Below are 22,197 nucleotides of genomic sequence, written 5' to 3' on the forward strand. Positions count from 1 at the left end.
TTTCTGATTTTTATGTTACCACTTTTGTATTTTTATAACAACCTCTGCATAAAAATACCCTAGTCGTGTGAGACTAGGGTGCAAGAAAGAAGCCACCCTTTTCGGTCTCACAGGACTGAATTAAAAGGTTATTATTATGAAGCAATCTGCTTAGATTGTTTTATTTGTTTCGTTTCCGGTAGTAGTAAATTTAGCAGTACACCTACAATTGCTGCTAGTGCCATTCCTTCTACTTGGAATGATTCTCCTACGTGAAGTACCGCTCCACCAATACCGATTACTAGTATTACTGATGCAATCATTAAGTTTCGTTTGTCACTTAAATCTGTTTTATCGTCTACCATCATACGTAATCCGCTTGATGCGATTACACCGAATAGTAAGATTGATACACCACCCATAACTGGTGTTGGTATCGAATGAATCAGTGCAGAAATCTTACCGATAAATCCGAACATGATTGCGAATACGGCTGAACCGATGAATAAGTATACACTGTACGCTCTTGTAATTGCTAGCACACCGATGTTTTCACCATACGTTGTATTCGGTGGTCCACCGATTAGTGATGCGATTAATGTTGCTACTCCATCACCGAAGATTGAACGGTGTAAACCAGGTTTTTCAATTAAATCTCTTTTAATAACATTTCCTAGTACAATTTGGTGTCCGATATGTTCTGAAATTGTTACTAGTGCAACTGGTACCATCAAGAGTACGATCTTCCATGAAAACTCTGGTGTGTATGTTACAAATGGTACTGTGAAATCTGGTACAACAAACCATTTTGCCTCAGCTACCGGCTTTAAGTCTACTAGCCCTTGGAAGTAAGCGAAAATATATCCGCCGATAATGCCAAGTAACACTGGTATGATACTGAAAAATCCTCTTCCGAATATTGAGCATATAATTGTAATTGCTAATGTTACTAATGCTACTGAAAAGTGTGTAAAGCTATATTTGCCATCCGCACCATTCATCGCCATGTTTACTGCTGTATGTGCTAAAGCTAGACCGATTACCATTACTACTGGACCAACTACGATTGGTGGTAGTAATTTCATAATCCACTTTGATCCTGATTTCTTAATTCCGATTGAGATTAAGATATACACAAGCCCTGCTAGCAACCCACCAAGCATTGCTACTCCCGGTCCACCTGCCGTTTTTGCTGTTATAATCGGTGCGATAAAGGCGAATGATGATCCTAGATAGGCAGGTACTTGACCTTTCGTTATAAGAAGAAACGCTAACGTTCCTAATCCACTTGATATTAATGCTACTGACGGATTCAATCCTGTTAAAAACGGAACAAGCACTGTTGATCCAAACATCGCGAACAAATGTTGTATACTTAAAAATAACCATTTTCCCGGTTTCGGTACTTCATTAACGTCTAACACTGGCTTTTGTTCCATTGTTACATCCTCCTTCAGTTTAAATCTTTGCAATAAAAAAACTCTTTGTGCCTGTGCACAAAGAGTCCTACACTTTCGTATGCCAAATTTGACATATGAAAGCCAAGACCCTTTGGCAGCCTCACAGGACTACATTTAAAAGGGCTTTACTTATCGTATATGCTTACTCGATCTTGTTGATCTGTCTCTTGCAAATCAACTTCGATACGCTCTTCACTTGATGTTGGAATGTTCTTTCCTACATAATCAGCGCGAATTGGTAGTTCACGATGACCTCTATCAACAAGAACCGCCAATTGGATTTGTGATGGTCTACCTAAATCCATCAGAGCATCCATTGCTGCTCGAACTGTTCTGCCTGTATATAATACATCATCTACAAGGATAACTTTTTTCTTCGTAATATCTACAGGGATATCAGAACCTTTTACAAGTGGTTCTTTATTTTTCGATTGTAGCGTTAAATCATCACGATATAACGTAATGTCTAGCTCTCCAACTTCTATTTCTTTTCCTTCAATTTGACCAATTCGTTCTGCCAAACGTTGTGCAATAAAAATTCCACGAGTTTTAATTCCGACAAGAACACAATTATCGACACCTTTATTTCGTTCCACGATTTCATGACTAATTCGTGTTAAAGCGCGGCGAATCATTTGGTCATCTAAAACGACAGCTTTCTCTTGCATGCTCTACACCTCCAAGCTTTTTTCTTGCGTGAGAGTAATGGTATAAAAAAAAGTCCTCTCAGCGTGTGCGAGAGGACTTTTGAAAAAGGGTATAGCATACCCTATGCATTTCAAACCGTTACCTTCTCAACCTCACGGGGCTGTGTTAAAGGATCATTATTTAACTGTTGTCAGTATCTCAGTTTTCTTATGATTTGTCAATACTATTTTCGTAAAATATTTAATGCGTCTTCAAACACTTCTGGAATCGGTGCCTCAAACTGAATATATTCACCAGTGCGAGGATGATCAAATCCTAAAATACCTGCATGAAGTGCTTGTCCGTTCATATCTAACGTTTTCTTTGGTCCATACTTTGGATCTCCTGCAAGTGGATAGCCAATATATTTCATATGAACACGAATTTGATGTGTACGCCCTGTTTCTAAGCGACATTCTACAAGTGTGAAATCTTTGAATCGCTCTAACACTTGGAAATGCGTAACAGCATGCTTACCATTTTCATCAACCGTCATACTTTGACGTTCTTTCTTATCACGAGCAATCGGAGCATCAATCGTTCCCTTATCGTGCGGAATGACACCGTGTACAATCGCTTTGTAACGTCTCGTTACTGTTTTTGCTACAAGTTGATTTACAAGTGATTCGTGTGCCATATCATTTTTAGCAACCATTAATAGACCTGACGTATCCTTATCAATACGATGCACGATACCTGGACGCATCACACCATTAATGCCTGATAAGTCTGTACAATGGTGCATAAGACCGTTCACAAGTGTACCACTTGTATGACCTGGTGCTGGATGTACAACCATACCACGCGGCTTATTAACAACAAGTACATCTGCATCTTCATAATAAATTTCTAAGTTCATATCTTCTGGCTGAATATCTAACTCTTCTGGCTCAGGAATCGTCACTGTAATTTCATCATTTTCTCTAACTTTATAATTCCCTTTTACAGCTTTTCCATTAACTGTAACAACGTCATCTTTAATCCATTGTTGTACTTGTGTACGTGACCATTCATTATTTATTCCTGCAACGAATTTATCAATTCGCTCATTTTTTTGTTCTTCTGCAACTGTTACTTGTACTACTTCACTCATTCAATTACTCCTTCGTTTTCTTGCCTTCTAATAATGTTTGAATAATAATTAATACAACACCAATACATAATGCTGAATCAGCGATATTGAATACTGGATAGTTGTACGAGAAAATATACACGTGAATGAAATCCACTACTTCTTGTCTAAATACACGATCAATAAAATTACCAATTGCTCCGCCTAAAATTAGACCTAATGAAATTCCTAGAAGCTTGTCTGTTTTTGCATATTTTTTCATATAAAATACGATAAATGCTACAAAAACGACTGTAATAATGTAGAAAAACCACATTTTATTTTCTAAAATGCCCCAGGCAGCTCCTCTATTTCGATGTGATGTTATGTATAATACATTATCGATAATCGGAATGCTCGTACCCAATTCCATGTTCTTTACAATTAGCCATTTCGATATTTGATCGATGGCAATGACAAATAACGCTATTACATAATATATCATTTTCATTTCCCCCACAAAGACAGTGTACCTCAAAATTTTAGCATAGCTGCAACCTTTTCACAATGAACCTTTATAGAAGAATAAAATAAATAAAAAAAAGGTAATATAATATCGTTGTGCCCATTCATACATTTACTTTTTCATAGAAAAATTCATGAATGGTACGTGCAGTCGGCATCGTTTTCATTTGTTTTACCGACATTACTCTCCCTGTTTCTTCACAAATACCATACATATCTATTTCCATTTTAAATAATGCACGTTCTACATCTTTTAAATCCTCTTTTATATCATGTAATAATAGTTTTTTCTTTATCTCTTCCTTCATTTCATACCCAAGCTCTTCGCTAAACTCTGTATTATATTTGTACATAACCTCTTTAGCTAGCCTCTCTTGTAACTCTTTTCGCATCAATTGCAATTCTTCTTTGATTTCCATATACATTTCATTCACGTGTACATTCCTCCCAGTTGCAATGTACGATTAGTGTGTCCGAAATTTATATGCTTACCTCTCACACATTTTTCCTTCATAGGAAAGAGAGTGAAAGTTATTTCAATATACTGTTAACCAAAAAATGACTGCACTTTACGTGCAGTCACCCCTTATTATTTTACATAATTTTCTTTAACAACCGTTGCACAACGCTCACATAATGTTTCATGTTCAGCATCTTTACCAATTGTTTCTGAAACTACCCAACAGCGTTCACATGTTTCACCAGTTGCTTGAGCAACAACAACCGCTGTATGTTCATACTTCGGTGCATCTGCTGGCGCTTCTTCCATCATGCCACCAAGTTTGTACTCAGAAACGATGAATAATTGCTTTAAGTCTTCGTTAATAGACTCTAACATAGCTTTCATTTCTGCAGTTGGATATAGCGTAATGCTTGCATTTAATGACTTACCGATTACCTTTTCATTACGAGCCACTTCTAACGCTTTTAATACGTCATCACGCAATGTCATAAATGCATCCCATTTTGTTTTTAATGCTTCTGCACCATCTAATTGTACAGCTTCTGGCATATCAGTTAATTGTACACTTTCTTCTGTTACACCCGGAATGTATGGCCATACTTCATCAGCTGTATGCGGTAAGATTGGTGTTACAAGTTTCGTCAATGCAACAAGAACATCATATAATACAGTTTGAATTGCACGACGATCTTCATGGTTCGCACCTTCAATGTATAAAATGTCTTTTGCAAAGTCTAAGTAGAATGAACTTAAATCAATTGTACAGAAGTTATGAATTGCATGATATACAGCAGCGAAGTCGTATGTCTCATATGCTTCTTTTACTTTTGTAATTAAGTCATTTAATTTCACTAACATGTAACGATCTACTTCACGAAGTTCAGCTACAGCTACTGTATTTTCACTTGGCTTAAAGTCGTCTAAGTTTCCTAATAAGAAACGGAATGTGTTACGGATTTTACGATACACTTCTGCTACTTGTTTTAAAATATCATCCGAAATACGTACATCAGATTGATAGTCAACAGAAGATACCCATAATCGTAAAATATCTCCGCCTAATTGATCCATAATTTTCTTCGGTACGACGATGTTTCCAATCGACTTACTCATTTTACGTCCTTCACCATCTAATACGAAACCATGGCTTAGTACGCCTTTATATGGCGCTTTTCCTGTTACAGCAACTGCTGTCGATAATGAAGAGTTAAACCAACCACGATATTGGTCAGATCCTTCTAAATATAAATCTGCTGGACGTTGTAAGTCATCGCGCTCTTCTAATACCGCTTGGTGAGAAGAACCTGAGTCGAACCATACATCCATGATGTCTGTTTCTTTACGGAATTCACCATTTGGGCTACCTGGATGTGTAAATCCTTCTGGTAATAGATCTTTCGCTTCACGCTCAAACCATACGTTAGAACCGTGTTCACGGAATAAATCAGCTACATGGTTAATTGTTTCATCCGTAATGATTGGATCACCATTCTCAGCATAGAATACAGGAATTGGCACACCCCATGCACGTTGACGAGAAATACACCAGTCACCACGGTCACGAACCATGTTATGAAGACGAGTTTCGCCCCATGCTGGTACCCATTTTGTTTCCGCAACAGCTTCTAATAACTCTTTACGGAATGCTTCAATAGATGCAAACCACTGTGCTGTTGCACGGAAAATAATAGGTTTTTTCGTTCTCCAATCATGTGGATATGAATGCGTAATGAATGTTAGCTTCAGTAATGCGCCTACTTCTTCTAATTTTTCTGTAATTGGCTTGTTAGCTTTATCATAGAATAAGCCTTCAAATCCAGGTGCTTCCTCTGTTAATACACCTTTATCATCAACTGGGCAAAGTACTTCTAAGCCATACTTTTTACCAACAATAAAGTCATCTTCCCCGTGTCCTGGTGCTGTATGAACACAACCTGTACCTGCATCTGTTGTTACGTGATCTCCTAGCATAACTAATGAATCACGATCGTAGAATGGATGCTTCGCAACTGTATACTCAAGCTCGCTACCTTTTACTGTTTTCACAACTTCAGCGTTTTCCCACTCTAACGTTTTTGCAACTGTCTCAAATAGTTCAGAAGCAATAATATATTTTTCATCATTTACTTTTACAATAGCGTATTCAAGTTCTGGGTGAACAGAAATACCTAAGTTTGCAGGCAACGTCCAAGGCGTTGTTGTCCAGATGATGTATTTCTCATCACCTTCTAATACGTTCTTTCCATCTTTTACAGGGAATGCTACGTAAATAGATGCAGATTTTTTATCTTGGTATTCAATTTCAGCTTCCGCTAAAGCTGATTCACTCGTTGGTGACCAATAAACTGGTTTTTGTCCTTTATAGATATAACCTTTTTTCGCCATATCACCAAACACTTTAATTTGTTGTGCTTCATAAGCTGGCTCTAAAGTAATGTATGGGTTATCCCAATCAGCACGTACACCTAAACGCTTAAATTGCTCACGCTGACGTTCTACTTGTTCATATGCATACTCTGCACATAACTTACGGAACTCAGCAACTGTCATTTCTTTACGCTTTACACCTTTATTTGTTAAAGCTTGTTCAATTGGTAAACCGTGTGTATCCCAACCTGGGACATATGGTGCACAGAAACCAGTCATTGATTTATAACGAACGATAAAGTCTTTTAATACTTTATTTAATGCATGTCCCATATGAATGTCACCATTCGCATATGGAGGTCCATCATGCAGTACAAATAAAGGACGACCTTTCGTATGTTCTTGTACCTTTTCATAAATATTCATTTCCGCCCACTTTTCTTGCATTGCAGGCTCACGTTTTGGTAAATTCCCACGCATCGGGAACTCTGTTTTTGGCATTAGTAATGTATTTTTGTACTCCATGCTCAATTCCTCCTTACATGTATAAAAGAAAGACCTAAAAAACGGAATAAAAAAGAGACTTTCTCATCCCAAAAAGGGACGAGAAAGTCTCCCGCGGTACCACCCTAGTAGATCCTATACGTATGTATACAATCCTCTTTATATTCTTAACGCGAATATACGCCTACGCTTACTCTATTTGTTCAGCGCGGAACTCCAGGGTGATATTCCCATTATCTCCTTATCCTGAGCTTACACCATCCTCAGTTCGCTATATAAGGTATGAAAAAGGTACTTATCCCTATCTTCGTTTTTCTTAATAAATATGTTGTTTAAAATTATATGTAATAATGAGAAAAACGTCAAGCTTACACTGTTTCTTCTTTTTTCAACAGCTCGTCTACTTCGTCTTCTAACTCAATTAGTTTATCCCAATCATCGTTGTTTAACATTTCAAGCTGTGTTTCTAATAACATACGGAAACGAGTGCGGAATACTTTCGCTTGTTTCTTTAGCTCTTCAATATCAAAAGCAACTTTTCTTGATTTTACTAAAGCTTCGTTAATAATACGGTCTGCATTCTTTTCAGCTTCACGTACAATTAATTTTGCTTCTTTTTGCGCATTACGTTTTACTTCTTCCGCTGCTTCTTGTGCAACAACGATAGATTTGTTTAACGTATCTTCAATATTAGAGAAATGATCTAACTTCCCTTCTAATTGCGCAACTTGTTCTTCTAAAGCTTTTTTCTCACGAATGACTAATTCATAATCTTTGATAATTTGATCAAGAAACTCATTTACTTGATCCTCATCATAGCCACGGAATCCGCGACCAAATTCTTTGTTATGAATATCTAATGGTGTTAACGGCACAACGCCACCTCCAAGTAGTTATCTAAATTTCCTCTTTCAATTATATCTTTTCTTCGACAAAATAGGAGGATTTCCTTCTAAAAAACCAATCATTTTAGTATACCATACAAAATTCTCCATTTGTCGCGCTTTGTTCTACCTTCTACAGAAAACAATTTACTGCGTCCATGTCCTCTCACTGAAAAAACATCTCCTGGATAACATTCATAAGAGGTTTGCTCCACTGTTTTCCAATTCACTTTTACTAAACCATTTTTTATGAAAGGTTGTACTTTTTGCCTAGATATATGTAACATTTCAGCTAACATAACATCTAAACGAAGTGAAGAAACTGTTCCGGATTTCTCCCCCCACGTTTCTTGTATCTGTAGAATTTTTTCCCCTTGCACTGGTGATAAGGAGACTTTCACTTTTCCTATAGATTGTAAGTTCATCTCAATATAAGATACAACTTCTTTCGCGACTACAATTTGGGCACGATCTTCTTGAAGCAAAATATCACCACATTTTTCTCTCGTTAAACCGAGAGACATAAATGTACCTAATATTTGCCTATGCTCTAGCGTATAAAACTTGGAAGGATAGTCAATTTCCAATACTTCTACTTGAAATTCCTCTTCATTTACTACTAGATAGTCCGGATAAATGAGTGCTCTTTTGCGCTCTGCTTGAGACGTTGCACCATCAAACTGTACAGCAACATCTCCTTGTCCTATTACCATCGTGACAATTTGTTGTTGTCTTGGATCAAGAAAGTCTGTTAACTTCACTTGATGGTACTCCGCTGCTCGCTTCCACTCTAACACTTTATCCACAAAGACCACTTCATCAGGTCTAAAATGCTCGTAGATGCTCATACATATAACCTCTTACTATAAGAAATAGCCGAATAAACTTACCAAGCCATTTGTCGCAAGTCTTAAAGCAAAGATCGCAACGAGTGGCGAAATATCAATCATACCAAGCGGCGGAATAAATCTGCGAAATGGTTCTAAATATGGTTCACAAATACGCGCAAGAAACTCTCCGAAAGTTGATTCCTTTGCACCTGGGAACCATGATAGGAGAATGTAAATAATAAGTGCCCACGAGTAAATCTCGATAGCATAAACTAAAAGTCTTAAAACGGTTTCCATGGCGTATTACCACCTCTTTATATTTGTATCTTCTTCTTCACCGAATAACTCTGAAATTGCACCAACAATATCTACATTTTCAGGCGTACACATAAATGTTTTCGGTCCTATTTTTTGAATGTCCCCGCCTATAGCGTATACAGTACCACTTAAAAAGTCAACGATACGTACAGCCTGATCCGTAGACATTCGTTGTAAATTAATCACAACAGCTCGTCTACCTTTTAAATGGTCCGCAATTCCTTGCGCTTCCGAATATGTGCGTGGTTCTAATAAAACAACTTTTGAAGATTGCTTCGCTGTTTCAATGCTCACAACATTTTGTTTCGTTTGCGCTTTTGGAAACGTAACATCTTGTTGTTCTGGCGGATCTTGCTGCTTCTTCATGTCTGTTTGCTCCTTTTCATAACTATATTGAGCTGCTTCTTTTTCTTCAGGTGTATCAAAAAAGAAGTATTTTACTTTTGACCAACTCATAATAAGATTCTCCTTCCTTTTACGCTTTTCCTACTAAAATCGTCCCCAAACGAATGTATGTAGCACCTTCTTCAATTGCAATGGTGTAATCATTAGACATTCCCATTGATAATTCTTTACATGGCGCATGTAACAATTCTAACTCCTGCACCTCTGTTTGTAGCATACGTAATGTCTTAAAACAGCGTCTGATTTCTTTCTCTTCTTCTGTAAATGGAGCCATTGTCATTAGTCCAACCACTTCAATCTTATCCAATTCTTGCAAACTTTGAATAAAAGAAACGGTTTCTTCTATTGCCAATCCTTGCTTTGATTCTTCAGATGATGTTTTCACTTGAATAAAACATTTCACTTTCTTATCCGCACGTTTTTGAATTTCTTTTGCAAGTGAAAGACGATCTAATGAATGTAAATAATCGATTTCATTAATGATTTCTTTTACTTTTCTCGTTTGTAATGATCCAATAAAATGCCAATTCACTTTTGAACCGAAATGTTCGTACTTCTGTAAGAAACCTTCATTTCTATTTTCACCTAAATCGATAATTCCTGCTTCAATTACTTCGTTTGTTTTTTCAATTCCTACCGTTTTTGTAACCGCAACGAGTTTAATATCTTGCAACGAACGTCCTGCTCGTGCGCAAGATTGTTTAATTGATTCATTTACAGTTGTTAAATTTGTTTGTACTGTCACTTGCTTTCTTCCTCCTTAAAACCTATGAAACTCAACATTCTCCCCGTCTTACCTTGATCACGACGATGAGAGAAAAAGAGTTGCTCTTCACAGCTTGTACAAAGAGATGACATTACAATATTCTCTTCTTTTATGCCTACTTGTAAACATAGTATACGATTAATTTCTTTTAAATTAATTGCATACTGTCCGTCAGAAATTTTTTTATAAGGGACAGAACCGTTTACTACTTGCTCTGCTGCTGTTAGCACTCGATCATCAACAACGTAACAACAAGATCCAATTGCTGGTCCAATCGCAACATGAATTTCATCACTTGAAATCCCTTCTGCATTCCATTTTTGAATCATTTCTTTTGCAATCTCTTTTACAGTCCCTTTCCATCCAGCATGCGCAAGTCCTATCATACCATGTGATGGTGCATAAAAATAGAGTGGAACACAATCCGCGTAACAAGATGTTAGAAGAACATCATTATTAGTCGTATAAATGCCATCTGTTTTTGAAATGCCGTCTTCATATGAATAAACGCCACTTCCTTTTTCCTGTTCTCCTACTTTTTCAACATGATGATCATGAACTTGTTCAGAGCAAATCCAGTTTTCTAATGGTTTTTGTAACTTATTTGCTAAAATGCGTCTATTTTCATGAACGTTCTCCGCAATATCATTCACATGTAATCCTAAATTCATCGCATGAAAGGAGCCCGTACTTACCCCACCATCTTTTGTCGTAAATCCAGCAGTAATGTTCCCAAGTTCTTTCCACGCTTGTAAATACAGTATACCGTCCACATATTTAAATGGCTCTCTCATAATAGCGGCTCCTTTTAATTAAAATAACATAAAAAAGCATGGTACTTCCTGTCTATTTTACCATACTTTTATTTTTTCATAATCCTAACAGAAAAAAAAGAGGAATTTGTAATATTCTTTATGAAATTGTCGGTGTTTGTATTGATTCTGTTACAGAATTAACAGGATTTACTCTAACAAGTATGACATCTTCCCCAATTTTCACAATTTCTTTCCAAGGAATTACAATTTCTATATCTTTCCCAAAGATCCCTAACATACGTGCCTGTTTGGAAATAATAATAGACTCGATTTTTCCTGTGTTCATATCGATTTCGATATCTCCAATATTACCCAGCCTTTTTCCGTCTGAAACATTTATTATATCTTTCATCTGTAATTCCGAAATTCGTATCACTTTCATCCTCTCCCTTATATATGACGAATCGAAAAAACATTGTTTCTCAAATGAACAGGAAGCATCCTCTTGCCAACCTCATATTATTTTCATTATATGAACACAGCTCCCCTACTATGAACGCAAACAAACTATATGACATATAAAAAGGTCTCACCATAAATGGTGAAACCTTATCCTTGAATCGTCTTATTCATTTGTTTAATAGCTGATTTCTCTAAACGTGACACTTGCGCTTGAGAAATCCCAATTTCTTCTGCAACTTCCATTTGTGTTTTTCCTTGGAAGAAACGTTTTCGAATAATCATTTTCTCACGATCATTTAAACGCTTCATTCCTTCTTTTAGAGCTAACTCTTCAACCCACTGCTCGTCCTTTTGTTTTTCATCACTTAACTGATCCATAACAAAGATAGGATCTCCCCCATCGTTATAAATCGGCTCAAATAATGAAACTGGATCTTGAATTGCATCTAAAGCAAAAACAATTTCTTCATGAGTCACTTCAAGCACTTTTGCAATATCCATTGCTGTCGGTTCTTTTGAATTTTCTGCAATCAACTTTTCTCTTACTTGTAACGCTTTATACGCAATATCTCGTAAGGAGCGAGATACGCGAATCGGATTGTTATCACGCAAATATCTGCGTATTTCCCCAATAATCATCGGCACAGCATACGTTGAAAATTTTACATTTTGGCCTAAATCAAAGTTATCAATGGATTTCATAAGTCCGATACAACCAACTTGAAATAAATCGTCAACATATTCTCCTCTGTTATTAAATCTTTGGATGACGCTCAGTACAAGACGTAAGTTTCCATTCACTAATTTCTCTCTTGCGCTTATCTCTCCACTTTGCATTTCACGAAATAATTTACGCATTTCATCATTTTTTAGTACGGGAAGTTTAGCTGTATCAACACCGCAAATTTCTACTTTGTTTCTCGTCAAAGTGTTCCCTCCTATCGGGAGTTGCTGTACAGTGTAAAGTATTTCCTTTGAAGGGGATTTTATGCATGCGGTTTTCTCTTCATTTTTCATTTTAGTTGTCCTTCCTCATACAACTAAATAGAATAAGACCAGCCTAGATAACGGCTGGCCTTACTCTTTACACCATTTTATTAAATTCTTTTCGTAATCTTTTTATGATTCTTTTTTCTAAACGCGAAATGTATGACTGTGAAATCCCAAGCATATCCGCTACATCTTTTTGCGTCTTTTCCTCTCCTCCAGCAAGCCCAAACCGAAGTTCCATAATTTGTTTTTCACGATCATTTAATTGATGTAATGCTTTCATTAGAAGATGACGATCCACAGTCGCTTCTAAATCTTTTGTAATAATATCATCGTCTGTACCTAATACATCTGATAATAAAAGTTCGTTTCCATCCCAATCGATGTTAAGCGGTTCATCAAAAGAAACTTCTGAACGATTTTTATTATTCCTGCGCAAATGCATTAAAATTTCATTTTCGATACAACGTGAGGCATATGTTGCTAATTTTATTTTCTTTTCTGGATTAAATGTATTTACCGCTTTAATAAGACCAATTGTTCCAATGCTAATCAAATCTTCAATATTTATCCCTGTATTTTCAAATTTTCTTGCTATATATACGACTAGCCGTAAGTTGCGTTCAATCAGTAACGATCTTGCCGCCTGATCTCCTTTTGGCAATTTATTTAAAAGAACTTCCTCTTCTTCTTTCGTTAACGGCGGTGGTAACGCTTCACTTCCACCAATGTAATAAATTTCATCGGTCTTAATTCCTAATTTCAGCAATACTTTATACCAAAGGTATACTAAATAAAATTTTAATTTCATCATATTATCCCGCCTCCCATTATTAAGCAATTACCATTTTTTGCGAAATTAACATTTTCGGATGCACAATACATTGATACTCTCCATTGGTTGATAACTGTTGTGTATTTAATCCAATCAATACTTTGTTCACAACGATAGAACTTCCTTCATGATAAATTTGTACACTATCTGGCTTAATTGCCCATAAAAATTGACTTTCTACTCCCACTGCTCGGAAAGGAATTAAGCGTAATTTTGTCGCCCACCCAGAATCATTTTCTGGTATTTGAGGAATTTCTGTTTTGGAATAAATTTGTTCTGTTAACCAAGCCGGCAAACAATGTTCTAACGATGAAATATGCATAATCATAACAGGTGTTTTCGTTAACGGGTCGTAAAGTTGATTTCCACTATCAATTAAGCCTGCAAGTTCTAGCTCCTCTTCAGCTAATTGAACTTTCAATTTCACAATTTGATCATAGTGTATTTTTGTAACCTCTACGCTTTCAATCCGCTTTTTAGAAAAATAATAAATGACTGGAAAACCAAAAATAACAAACAACCAGCTAATTGGGTCACCGTAAGAAATTGATTGAGATTGAACCAACCCATTTACCATTTCATTCGTTTGCAAAAAGAAATGAGTGCCCATTAACCCTCCGCCAACCATAAAGGTTACAAAGTAAAAAGTAAAAACAGTTTGTGCATAATTTCTAAATGTTGTAAACCCAAATGCTGTATACACAATAAGTAACGAGTACAGTAGTTTCATAATTGGATGTGTCATCACAGAAGCAAAAGGAGTAAAGGCAAAAATAACAATGGTTGAACCTATCAATGCCCCTAACACAAGCCTCCATCTTTTGATCTTCTTTTTTAACACGGTAGCTGTTAATAAAAGTAAAAGAAAATCAATGCAGGCGTTTAACAACCAAACAACGTCGGCGTAAACAACCAAACAATTCACCTCTTTTTTTAAGTTGAGACTAGTATAATGCATATCCAATAGGAAAGTGTGTCAATTTGCGGAGGTGTTTTTTTGTTATTTTGTGCTTTCTAGACATAATCTGTCGGTAAAAAATAAAAGTATATGTTTCATAGAATGCTATCTTTTTTTCAAACTTTAATCAGTGGGGGTTTTCTTCATCCCCCCACTGATTATTAGTTGAACCAATTGGGCTACCCAGCAAAAAGCGGAATAAATTACAATAAAAAAAGACCTGCTTAGCAGATCTTTTCCCTGTATAAAACAAAAAAGGAGCATAAATGCTCCTTTTCTTTTATCGTCTACGACGATTACGTAAGAATGCTGGAATATCGATATCATCTGAATCTGAATGACGCTCATGTACAACCGGCTCTTCACGCTTCATTTCACGTTTTACTTCACGTTGTTTTGGTGGTTGAGCTACTGGCTGTTGCTGTTGTTGCGTGTGATTCACATTCGGACGGATAATTGGTTTTGGTGGTTGAGTTGCAATTGTATCATCAAAACCAGTTGCAATTACAGTTACAACGATATCATCTTTTAATCCTTCATTAATAACCGAACCGAAGATCATATTTACTTCTGGATCTGAAGCTGAAGCTACAATGTCTGCCGCTTCTTGTACTTCATATAAGCTTAAGTTAGCTCCACCCGTAATGTTCATGATAACACCTTGAGCTCCATCAATAGATGTTTCTAATAATGGACTAGAAATCGCTTTTTTCGCAGCTTCAGCAGCACGATTTTCTCCATTACCAGAACCAATACCCATTAAAGCAGAACCTCTATTAGACATAATTGTCTTTACGTCTGCGAAGTCTAAGTTAATTAAACCTGGTGTTGCAATTAAATCAGAAATACCTTGAACACCTTGACGTAATACGTTATCTGCTTCACGGAATGCCTCTAACATTGGCGTGTTTTTATCAACAATCTCTAATAAGCGATCGTTTGGAATTACAATAAGTGTATCTACATTTTCTTTAAATGCCGCAATACCAGATGCCGCTTGTGTTGCACGCTTACGTCCTTCAAATGTAAATGGTCGTGTTACAACACCAACTGTTAATGCACCTAATTCTTTTGCCACTTGAGCAACAACTGGAGCTGCACCAGTTCCAGTTCCGCCGCCCATACCAGCAGTTACGAATACCATATCAGCACCACGAAGTGCTTCTTGGATCTGTTCTTTACTTTCTTCTGCTGCTTTTTTCCCTACTTCAGGGTTTGCACCTGCACCAAGTCCACGTGTTAATTTTCCACCAATTTGCATTTTCGTTTCAGCTTTTGATAGATTTAATGCTTGTGCATCAGTATTTACAGCGATAAAGTCTACACCTTGTACACCGTGTTCAATCATACGGTTTACAGCATTGTTTCCGCCACCGCCGACACCGATAACTTTTATATTCGCTAATTGATCTTGAGTAGTATCAAACTCTAACATGTCGAAATCCCCCTAGAACCTCATTTTTCGTGTCCAATTTTAATCCCATAAATAACGGAATACACGTTTTACTTTTGACATCATACGGTCATCATTTTGATTATTATTGTTTTGATTACGCGTTTTTTGTTTCGCAGGTTGCTGTTGTACCGGCGTTGGAGCTGGTGCTGGTACTGGTTCAAAATGCTCTTGTTTTTCCTGCACATTTTTCCCACGCAACTTAGCTTTTTGATAAGAATGTTTAATTAATCCTACTCCACTTGTATATTGGGGCTCACGCACGCCAATATAATCAGGAGTTGCTATACGAACATTTTCATGTAAAATATCATATGCAAGATCAAGAACACCTGGCATAGAAGCAATTCCACCAGTTAGTACATAACCAGAAGCTACTTGCTTTACTCCTAACTTACGCACTTCATCTTGAACAAACATTAAAATTTCCTCTACACGAGCCTCTATTATATCCGATAATTCCAACTGAGAATATTGTTCTGTTTGATCGCTTCCCATAATAGGAACCGTAAACATCTCTTCTTCCGACGCTGTATCATAAAAAGCATGTCCATATTTCAACTTAATTTGATCTGCATTTTCTGTTGAAGTTTTCAACCCAATCGCAATATCTTTCGTTATATGGTCTCCACCTAATGGTAATACGCTCGTTGCTTGTAACTCTCCATCTTTAAAAATAGATAAAGTTGTAGATCCTCCCCCCATATCAACAAGGGCTACTCCTCTATTTTTTTCATCTGAAGATATAGCAACTGTTGCAGCCGCTAAAGGTTGAAGACAAATATCAACAATTTCAAGACCTGCTTTTTCTACACAACGAAGTAGGTTATGTAGTAAAGTTCTCGAGCCTGTAATAAGTGTACCTTCCATTTCTAATCTTACACCGATCATCCCGCGCGGATCGTTAATCTCGTCAAGACCGTCTACAATGAACTGTCGAGGTACCACATCAATAAACTCACGTTCTGGAGCAATTGACACAACTTGTGCTGCATCTAGAACGCGTAAGACATCTTCATTCCCGATTTCACGATCTTCATTTGAAACAGCGACTACTCCGTGACACGGAAGTAGCTGTACCTGGTTTGCATTGACACCTACTACAACTTGCTCAATGTGGATTCCCACCATGCGCTCAGCTTGTTCAATTGCTTTTTTAATTGATCGAACAGTCTCGTCTATATCAACTATCGATCCCTTCTTTAAACCATTTGATTTTACATTTCCAACACCAATAATGTTTAAGCTGTCATTAACCATTTCACCAATGATGACTTTAACATTGGATGTACCGATGTCAAGACTAACATATATTTCATTGCTGTTCATTCTTTGGCACCTCCTTCTTTATTTATACCATACAACTCAATATATGGAACAACAATCGCAACTTTACTATTTATAAGAAAAATATTCAACGTCTTTATACGTTTCCCTTTTTTAACCCTATATTTTTCTTATTTTTATTTAACATTCATTTAAGAATATTGCAGTAAACTATGAATAACTGCTTATCTTGAAATAATTCTATTTCAAGTGTAAAGATTACCGCCAAGTATAAGTCTACACTAAGATGTACTCATAGAAAAGTGAAACTTGTACCAATCCTAGTATGAATCTAAGAATTTTTACATATTTTTCATCAAATGAACCATTCTTGTAAATTCCTATGCACCAAGCAGAACATTCGTTTCGTTTTTTCTACAATAACGTAGTGAAAACTATCATTCTATTCTTTTTTTTCTTCTGCTCCTAATTCTTTCGTATACGCCCCTACTTCTAAGTCAATTAATACCTTTTTACCTGGCTCAATTGTTTTTAAGATAAGTGGATAAGCTTCCATACGTTTTGCGAAATTTTGAATCGTAGTGCTCACTTCATACCCTTCATTCATATATAAAGTAAGGTGGTCTTCATTCGCATTTGTCGGTGAATAACGAATTTCAGAAATAGACCTTAAAATAGTTGGTGTTAATTTTTCAAGCTCAGCAATTAACTCCTTCATTTTCTCCTCTTTAAAAGGTTCAAAAATTGGCGCTGCAACAGGAAGTTTTCCGTTCGGGAGTACATCAAGTGTTTTCCCGTTCTCTAATAACGGTTGTAATTTCCCATCTTTGTTTATATAACCAATCGTTAAATATTCTTCAATATGAACGTCAATTTTATTTGGAAAACGCTTCTTTACATTTACTGCTTTAATTTCTTTTCGTTTCGTTAAGTTTTCTTCTGCTTTATGTGCTGTCACTCGGAAATAACTTGTATCATATGTCACACCTGATTCCTTCATCACTTGTTCATCTGTCATATAATGATTTCCAAACACGCTTATCTTTTTTATATTGCTAAGCGGAGACCGAAAATAAATTAAAAAGAGCACTAATAAAAATAAAATTGATATGTATAGAATCAACCGATGATTAACATTTTTCTTGTTTTTTTTCTGTTGATTTTTTAACTTTGGTACACGATCCTGTAGTTTAATCACTTTACTATTTTTCATGTACGATCCCCCTACGTAACATAAAGAACGGCATGTTCCTCATGCCGTTCTTATCTTCTTATTATAACATAAATGATAATGAGCGGAACGAATAACCGTTATCTTCCAATGATTTCTACTTCTGTATGCATTTCTACGCTAAATTTATCCTTGATTGTTTGTTTTACTAATGCTATTAAAGATAATACATCTTGCGCGCTAGCTCCACCAGTGTTAATAATGAAGTTCCCATGCATTTCAGAAATTTGAGCTCCACCTATTTGATAACCACGAAGTCCCGCCTTCTCTATTAAATCTCCTGCAAAGTATGGAATTGGATTCCGAAACACACTTCCTGCACAAGGGTGATTCCATGGCTGTGTTTCACGGCGGTAATCTTTATTCTTTTGCATGACACTTACAATTCCCTCACGCTCTCCTATCTGTAATTGAAACTCAGCTTCCAAAACAATACCAGGGCGTTTCGTTTGCAATACAGATGTACGATAGGAAAACTCCATTTCTTCATGCGTTAACCAGTCAATTGTTCCATCTTCAAACAAAATAAGAGCTTTTGATAATATGTTTGATATATCCGATTTATGTGCTCCTGCATTCATATACACTGCACCGCCAACACTTCCTGGAATACCACTTGCGAACTCCAGACCCGCTAACCCTTGACGACTAAGTAAAGTTGATAATTTAATCAGGGGATACCCACCACCAACTCTTACCCTATGTTTTTCGACTTCTAAGTGGTCTAATCCTTCTCCTAAACGAATAACGACACCTTCTATACCCAGATCAGATACAAGAAGGTTCGAACCGCGACCAATTACAGTCCACTTTGTTTTATATTTCTTTACTAACTGCAACGTTTTTTCAATACCGGCAACATGCTTTGGCACAATTAAAATATCAGCTGGTCCACCTATTTTCATAGTTGTATAACGTGCTAACGGTTCATCCACTAACACACGACCAACATTTGCTTCTATAAGCTCATTTACTAATTGCTCCATAAACCAATCTCCCCCATACTAAGCATCCTTATTACAGTAGTATGCAGGGCGTTCACCTAACGTTATTTTTTTACAAGCTTATTCATGACTTCATACAACTTATTTGCTGCATCTGGAATACCTAATTGCCCAGCAGCAAGCTTCATATTTTGTAATGTTTGTGCATCTAATAAAATCTCGTCAATATCACGAATAAGTGTTTCAGCTGTTAAATCTTTTTCAAGCAACATTTTTGCTGCTCCTTTATCGACAACAGAACGTGCATTTTTTTCCTGATGGTTATTTGTTACATAAGGACTCGGAATTAACACACTTGGCTTACCTAACGCTGTTAATTCTGCAAGTGTTGTTGCTCCAGCCCTTGAGACAACCAGGTCTACACCGGTAAGTACTTCTGGCATATTATGAATGAAAGGTTTAATAATAACATTATTCGGATTCCCTTTTTGCTTCACTGCATCCATCACTTTGTCGTAATGAACTTCACCTGTTACATACAATATTTCGTAACTTTTATTTCCAAACTGTTCAATTGCCTCTACGAAAGCATCGTTAATTGGTCTAGCCCCACGGCTGCCACCAAAAATAAGCACGGATTTTTTAGGAAGAGATAAACCTACTGAACGTTTTCCCTTCATTCCATTTTGATCCATTACTTCTGACGCTCTTGGGTTTCCTGTCATGACCACTTTTGACTGCGGAAAATGTTCTGCAGCCGCTTCAAAACAAACTGCAACTTTATCAACATAGCGGCTTAAAAATTTATTCGTTACACCAGGTACACTATTTTGTTCATGTACAATAGTTGGAATACCTAATTTTGCCGCAGCATATACAACAGGTCCACATACATATCCACCTGTTCCAATTACAATATCTGGATTAAAACGACGAATATATCGTTTACTATCTTGTACACCTTTTAGGAAACGCATCACCGTTTTCACGTTATCTAACGATATTTTACGCTTAAATCCACTTATAACAATAGATTGAAACGGTATACCTGCTTTGGGCACGATTGTGCTCTCTAATCCATTCTCCGTACCAATATATAAAAACCTTGCTTCCGGATTTAATTTTTTTATTTCTCTTATTAAAGCAAGAGCCGGATAAATATGACCTCCAGTGCCCCCACCACTTACTAATACACGCACTACTAACTCCTCCGCTTCTCTTTTTCTTATTACAGTATTTATTTCTATATACATATTGTTTCTTCGTACACATACGAAAAACCCTGTCTTATAAAACAGGGTTTAGTAGCGAGAATGGCGACTTATATTTAATAATACACCTACTGCCATTAACATTAATGTCAAACTTGATCCACCATAACTTAAAAACGGCAAAGTAATACCCGTAACAGGCATCAATCCTGTTACAACACCAACATTAATCATTACTTGAATCGCAATCATCGCCACAATACCTACTGCTAAAAACGTACCATATAAATCTGGCGCTCCTAAAGCTATACGAATCCCACGCCATAATAATAGACTAAATAATAATAACACAAATGAACCACCAATAAAACCTAATTCCTCGGATAAGATTGCAAATATAAAGTCTGTTTGCGGTTCAGGTAAATAAAGAAACTTTTGTCTACTTTGTCCAAGTCCAAGCCCGAATAATCCACCTGGTCCAATTGCGAGTAACGATTGAATAATTTGAAATCCACTTCCAAGCGGATCTGACCACGGGTCTAAATATGATGTAATACGTTTCATCCGATACGGTGCTGATGCAATTAGCCCTACAAATCCTGCTACACCAAGCAAACCAAACATTGCAAAGTGAAAGACCCTTGCTCCTGAGATAAATATCATAATGATACATGTCCCAACCATTACCGTTCCTGTGCCAAGGTCCGGCTGTAACATAATCATTCCGAAAGCAAGAAATACAAAACCTAGAGCTGGTAGTAAACCACGTTTAAAAGAGGTAATTAATTTTTGTCGTTCCGCTAAAAATTTCGCTAAGAAAATAATCATCGCAAACTTCATAAATTCGGACGGTTGAATGGAAAATGCCCCGATTCCAATCCAACTTCGCGCTCCTCCTCGAACAAGACCTACTCCAGGAATAAGAACGAGAATAAGAAGAATGAAGCAAACTAGCAAAATTACTTTTGAATACGTACGCCACACCCAATAATCAATTTTCATAATAAAAAACATAGCCACTACACCAAGACCTGCGAATAGCAATTGCCTTTTTGCAAAAAAGAATGAGTCCCCCATTTTATAAGAGGCCCAAACCGCACTCGCACTATAAACCATAATCATTCCGATTGTTAACAACGCAAGTGTAACGATGATGAGAATAAAATCAGGCGTTTTCTTCATTACCCATAAACACCACCTCTTTAGGCAGAAACTTTTGCCCTATGTAACAAAACATCAGTAGGTGTTAGCCTACTGATGTTTTGATTTACTTTATATAAGTTTATGCACAGCTTGTATAAAAATGTCTCCTCTTTCTTCAAATGTTTTAAATTGATCCCAGCTTGCACATGCTGGAGAAAGAAGAATTACATCGCCATCTGTAGAATGAGCATATGCTTTCACTACAGCTTCATCTAAAGTATCGACACTTTCAATTGTATCTAATCCCGCTTTTTCTGCAGCTCTTACTAATTTTGGAGCTGTTTGTCCAAATGTTACAATCGCTTTAACATTTTTGAAATACGGAATTAAATCATCGAATTCATTTCCACGATCCAGCCCACCTGCTAATAACACAGTCGGTTGTGTAAACGCAGATAAAGCTTTCTCTGTCGCTAACATATTCGTTGCTTTTGAGTCATTATAAAACTTACGGTTGTTTATAGTTGTTACATATTCTAAACGATGTTTTACACCTGTAAAACGTTTTAAAACTGCCGTAATCGCTTCATTAGAAACACCCAATAATTTTGCGATACTCATCGCTGCTAAAATATTTTCTAAATTATGTTGACCAGGTAAAACGATATCACCTACTTCAACAACTTTTT

22 protein-coding genes, 1 pseudogene and 1 other annotated feature are annotated in these 22,197 nt (G+C 36.6%); all 23 genes and pseudogenes read right to left on the minus strand.

Annotated features, from left to right (window positions below):
• Positions 1 to 134: 134 nt before the first annotated feature.
• Positions 135 to 1,418, minus strand: coding sequence for a uracil permease (gene uraA, locus MR083_RS10155; RefSeq protein WP_242269132.1), 1,284 nt, complete (start codon positions 1,416 to 1,418; stop codon positions 135 to 137).
• Positions 1,419 to 1,564: 146 nt separating this feature from the next.
• Positions 1,565 to 2,107, minus strand: a complete 543-nt coding sequence (pyrR, locus tag MR083_RS10160) for a bifunctional pyrimidine operon transcriptional regulator/uracil phosphoribosyltransferase (RefSeq protein ID WP_001156487.1) — start codon at positions 2,105 to 2,107, stop codon at positions 1,565 to 1,567.
• A gap of 203 nt (positions 2,108 to 2,310) precedes the next feature.
• Complete coding sequence (locus MR083_RS10165; protein ID WP_000005838.1) at positions 2,311 to 3,219, minus strand: RluA family pseudouridine synthase; 909 nt, start codon at positions 3,217 to 3,219, stop codon at positions 2,311 to 2,313.
• Between the two features lie 4 nt (positions 3,220 to 3,223).
• Positions 3,224 to 3,682 carry a lipoprotein signal peptidase LspA gene (lspA, locus tag MR083_RS10170; RefSeq protein ID WP_000642177.1) on the minus strand — a complete coding sequence of 153 codons (459 nt, stop codon included), beginning with the start codon at positions 3,680 to 3,682 and terminating at the stop codon, positions 3,224 to 3,226.
• Positions 3,683 to 3,806: 124 nt separating this feature from the next.
• Positions 3,807 to 4,136 (minus strand): TraR/DksA C4-type zinc finger protein, encoded by a 330-nt coding sequence (locus MR083_RS10175; protein ID WP_001004667.1) that lies wholly within the window; start codon positions 4,134 to 4,136, stop codon positions 3,807 to 3,809.
• 155 nt (positions 4,137 to 4,291) lie between these two features.
• Positions 4,292 to 7,057 (minus strand): isoleucine--tRNA ligase, encoded by a 2,766-nt coding sequence (gene ileS2, locus MR083_RS10180; protein WP_000455925.1) that lies wholly within the window; start codon positions 7,055 to 7,057, stop codon positions 4,292 to 4,294.
• Between the two features lie 71 nt (positions 7,058 to 7,128).
• Positions 7,129 to 7,353 (minus strand) — a binding site (T-box leader).
• Positions 7,354 to 7,404: 51 nt separating this feature from the next.
• Positions 7,405 to 7,911, minus strand: coding sequence for a septum site-determining protein DivIVA (gene divIVA, locus MR083_RS10185; protein ID WP_001131612.1), 507 nt, complete (start codon positions 7,909 to 7,911; stop codon positions 7,405 to 7,407).
• A gap of 89 nt (positions 7,912 to 8,000) precedes the next feature.
• Complete coding sequence (locus MR083_RS10190; protein ID WP_000029727.1) at positions 8,001 to 8,768, minus strand: YlmH family RNA-binding protein; 768 nt, start codon at positions 8,766 to 8,768, stop codon at positions 8,001 to 8,003.
• A gap of 15 nt (positions 8,769 to 8,783) precedes the next feature.
• Positions 8,784 to 9,047 carry a YggT family protein gene (locus tag MR083_RS10195; protein ID WP_000450921.1) on the minus strand — a complete coding sequence of 88 codons (264 nt, stop codon included), beginning with the start codon at positions 9,045 to 9,047 and terminating at the stop codon, positions 8,784 to 8,786.
• Positions 9,048 to 9,053: 6 nt separating this feature from the next.
• Positions 9,054 to 9,524, minus strand: coding sequence for a cell division protein SepF (locus MR083_RS10200; RefSeq protein ID WP_000119138.1), 471 nt, complete (start codon positions 9,522 to 9,524; stop codon positions 9,054 to 9,056).
• Between the two features lie 19 nt (positions 9,525 to 9,543).
• Positions 9,544 to 10,218: a YggS family pyridoxal phosphate-dependent enzyme gene (locus MR083_RS10205; RefSeq protein ID WP_000218173.1), complete on the minus strand. Its 675-nt coding sequence runs from the start codon at positions 10,216 to 10,218 to the stop codon at positions 9,544 to 9,546.
• Positions 10,215 to 11,033: a peptidoglycan editing factor PgeF gene (gene pgeF, locus MR083_RS10210; protein WP_001209018.1), complete on the minus strand. Its 819-nt coding sequence runs from the start codon at positions 11,031 to 11,033 to the stop codon at positions 10,215 to 10,217. Before pgeF ends, MR083_RS10205 begins: the two co-directional genes overlap by 4 nt.
• Before the next feature lie 118 nt (positions 11,034 to 11,151).
• The gene (locus MR083_RS10215) at positions 11,152 to 11,436 is read right to left on the minus strand and encodes a YlmC/YmxH family sporulation protein (protein ID WP_011040609.1); all 285 of its coding nucleotides are present in this window, start codon (positions 11,434 to 11,436) and stop codon (positions 11,152 to 11,154) included.
• Between the two features lie 167 nt (positions 11,437 to 11,603).
• Entirely contained in the window at positions 11,604 to 12,383 is a 780-nt protein-coding gene (gene sigG / locus MR083_RS10220) for an RNA polymerase sporulation sigma factor SigG (protein WP_000197753.1), read from the minus strand.
• A gap of 157 nt (positions 12,384 to 12,540) precedes the next feature.
• A complete protein-coding gene (gene sigE / locus MR083_RS10225; RefSeq protein ID WP_000976948.1) occupies positions 12,541 to 13,260 on the minus strand; it encodes an RNA polymerase sporulation sigma factor SigE in 720 nt (239 codons plus the stop codon).
• A gap of 19 nt (positions 13,261 to 13,279) precedes the next feature.
• Entirely contained in the window at positions 13,280 to 14,197 is a 918-nt protein-coding gene (gene spoIIGA / locus MR083_RS10230) for a sigma-E processing peptidase SpoIIGA (protein WP_000261996.1), read from the minus strand.
• A gap of 322 nt (positions 14,198 to 14,519) precedes the next feature.
• Positions 14,520 to 15,674 carry a cell division protein FtsZ gene (ftsZ, locus tag MR083_RS10235; protein WP_000888991.1) on the minus strand — a complete coding sequence of 385 codons (1,155 nt, stop codon included), beginning with the start codon at positions 15,672 to 15,674 and terminating at the stop codon, positions 14,520 to 14,522.
• A 39-nt stretch (positions 15,675 to 15,713) separates the two neighbouring features.
• Entirely contained in the window at positions 15,714 to 17,021 is a 1,308-nt protein-coding gene (gene ftsA / locus MR083_RS10240) for a cell division protein FtsA (RefSeq protein ID WP_001087553.1), read from the minus strand.
• 400 nt (positions 17,022 to 17,421) lie between these two features.
• On the minus strand, positions 17,422 to 18,192 hold the full coding sequence (divIB, locus tag MR083_RS10245; protein WP_000798232.1) for a cell division protein DivIB: 771 nt from the start codon (positions 18,190 to 18,192) through the stop codon (positions 17,422 to 17,424).
• Positions 18,193 to 18,290: 98 nt separating this feature from the next.
• On the minus strand, positions 18,291 to 19,196 hold the full coding sequence (murB, locus tag MR083_RS10250; protein ID WP_000437037.1) for a UDP-N-acetylmuramate dehydrogenase: 906 nt from the start codon (positions 19,194 to 19,196) through the stop codon (positions 18,291 to 18,293).
• A gap of 62 nt (positions 19,197 to 19,258) precedes the next feature.
• A complete protein-coding gene (gene murG / locus MR083_RS10255; RefSeq protein ID WP_001265415.1) occupies positions 19,259 to 20,353 on the minus strand; it encodes an undecaprenyldiphospho-muramoylpentapeptide beta-N-acetylglucosaminyltransferase in 1,095 nt (364 codons plus the stop codon).
• Between the two features lie 102 nt (positions 20,354 to 20,455).
• Positions 20,456 to 21,547: a stage V sporulation protein E gene (gene spoVE, locus MR083_RS10260; RefSeq protein ID WP_000753510.1), complete on the minus strand. Its 1,092-nt coding sequence runs from the start codon at positions 21,545 to 21,547 to the stop codon at positions 20,456 to 20,458.
• A gap of 90 nt (positions 21,548 to 21,637) precedes the next feature.
• Positions 21,638 to 22,197: pseudogene (murD, locus tag MR083_RS10265) on the minus strand (UDP-N-acetylmuramoyl-L-alanine--D-glutamate ligase); the annotation flags it as partial.

Source organism: Bacillus cereus group sp. BfR-BA-01408, assembly GCF_022663305.1.
Classification (GTDB): domain Bacteria; phylum Bacillota; class Bacilli; order Bacillales; family Bacillaceae_G; genus Bacillus_A; species Bacillus_A pacificus.

What these genes read in the sequence shown, in the direction of transcription:
- MR083_RS10200 (WP_000119138.1), bottom strand. Translation starts at nt 9,524, where the DNA reads ATGAGTTGGTCAAAAGTAAAATACTTCTTTTTTGATACACCTGAAGAA.
- MR083_RS10215 (WP_011040609.1), bottom strand. Translation starts at nt 11,436, where the DNA reads ATGAAAGTGATACGAATTTCGGAATTACAGATGAAAGATATAATAAAT.
- ftsA (WP_001087553.1), bottom strand. Translation starts at nt 17,021, where the DNA reads ATGAACAGCAATGAAATATATGTTAGTCTTGACATCGGTACATCCAAT.
- ileS2 (WP_000455925.1), bottom strand. Translation starts at nt 7,057, where the DNA reads ATGGAGTACAAAAATACATTACTAATGCCAAAAACAGAGTTCCCGATG.
- ftsZ (WP_000888991.1), bottom strand. Translation starts at nt 15,674, where the DNA reads ATGTTAGAGTTTGATACTACTCAAGATCAATTAGCGAATATAAAAGTT.
- MR083_RS10165 (WP_000005838.1), bottom strand. Translation starts at nt 3,219, where the DNA reads ATGAGTGAAGTAGTACAAGTAACAGTTGCAGAAGAACAAAAAAATGAG.
- pyrR (WP_001156487.1), bottom strand. Translation starts at nt 2,107, where the DNA reads ATGCAAGAGAAAGCTGTCGTTTTAGATGACCAAATGATTCGCCGCGCT.
- spoVE (WP_000753510.1), bottom strand. Translation starts at nt 21,547, where the DNA reads ATGAAGAAAACGCCTGATTTTATTCTCATCATCGTTACACTTGCGTTG.
- sigE (WP_000976948.1), bottom strand. Translation starts at nt 13,260, where the DNA reads ATGATGAAATTAAAATTTTATTTAGTATACCTTTGGTATAAAGTATTG.
- uraA (WP_242269132.1), bottom strand. Translation starts at nt 1,418, where the DNA reads ATGGAACAAAAGCCAGTGTTAGACGTTAATGAAGTACCGAAACCGGGA.
- lspA (WP_000642177.1), bottom strand. Translation starts at nt 3,682, where the DNA reads ATGATATATTATGTAATAGCGTTATTTGTCATTGCCATCGATCAAATA.
- MR083_RS10190 (WP_000029727.1), bottom strand. Translation starts at nt 8,768, where the DNA reads ATGAGCATCTACGAGCATTTTAGACCTGATGAAGTGGTCTTTGTGGAT.
- pgeF (WP_001209018.1), bottom strand. Translation starts at nt 11,033, where the DNA reads ATGAGAGAGCCATTTAAATATGTGGACGGTATACTGTATTTACAAGCG.
- MR083_RS10195 (WP_000450921.1), bottom strand. Translation starts at nt 9,047, where the DNA reads ATGGAAACCGTTTTAAGACTTTTAGTTTATGCTATCGAGATTTACTCG.
- divIB (WP_000798232.1), bottom strand. Translation starts at nt 18,192, where the DNA reads ATGAAAAATAGTAAAGTGATTAAACTACAGGATCGTGTACCAAAGTTA.
- murB (WP_000437037.1), bottom strand. Translation starts at nt 19,196, where the DNA reads ATGGAGCAATTAGTAAATGAGCTTATAGAAGCAAATGTTGGTCGTGTG.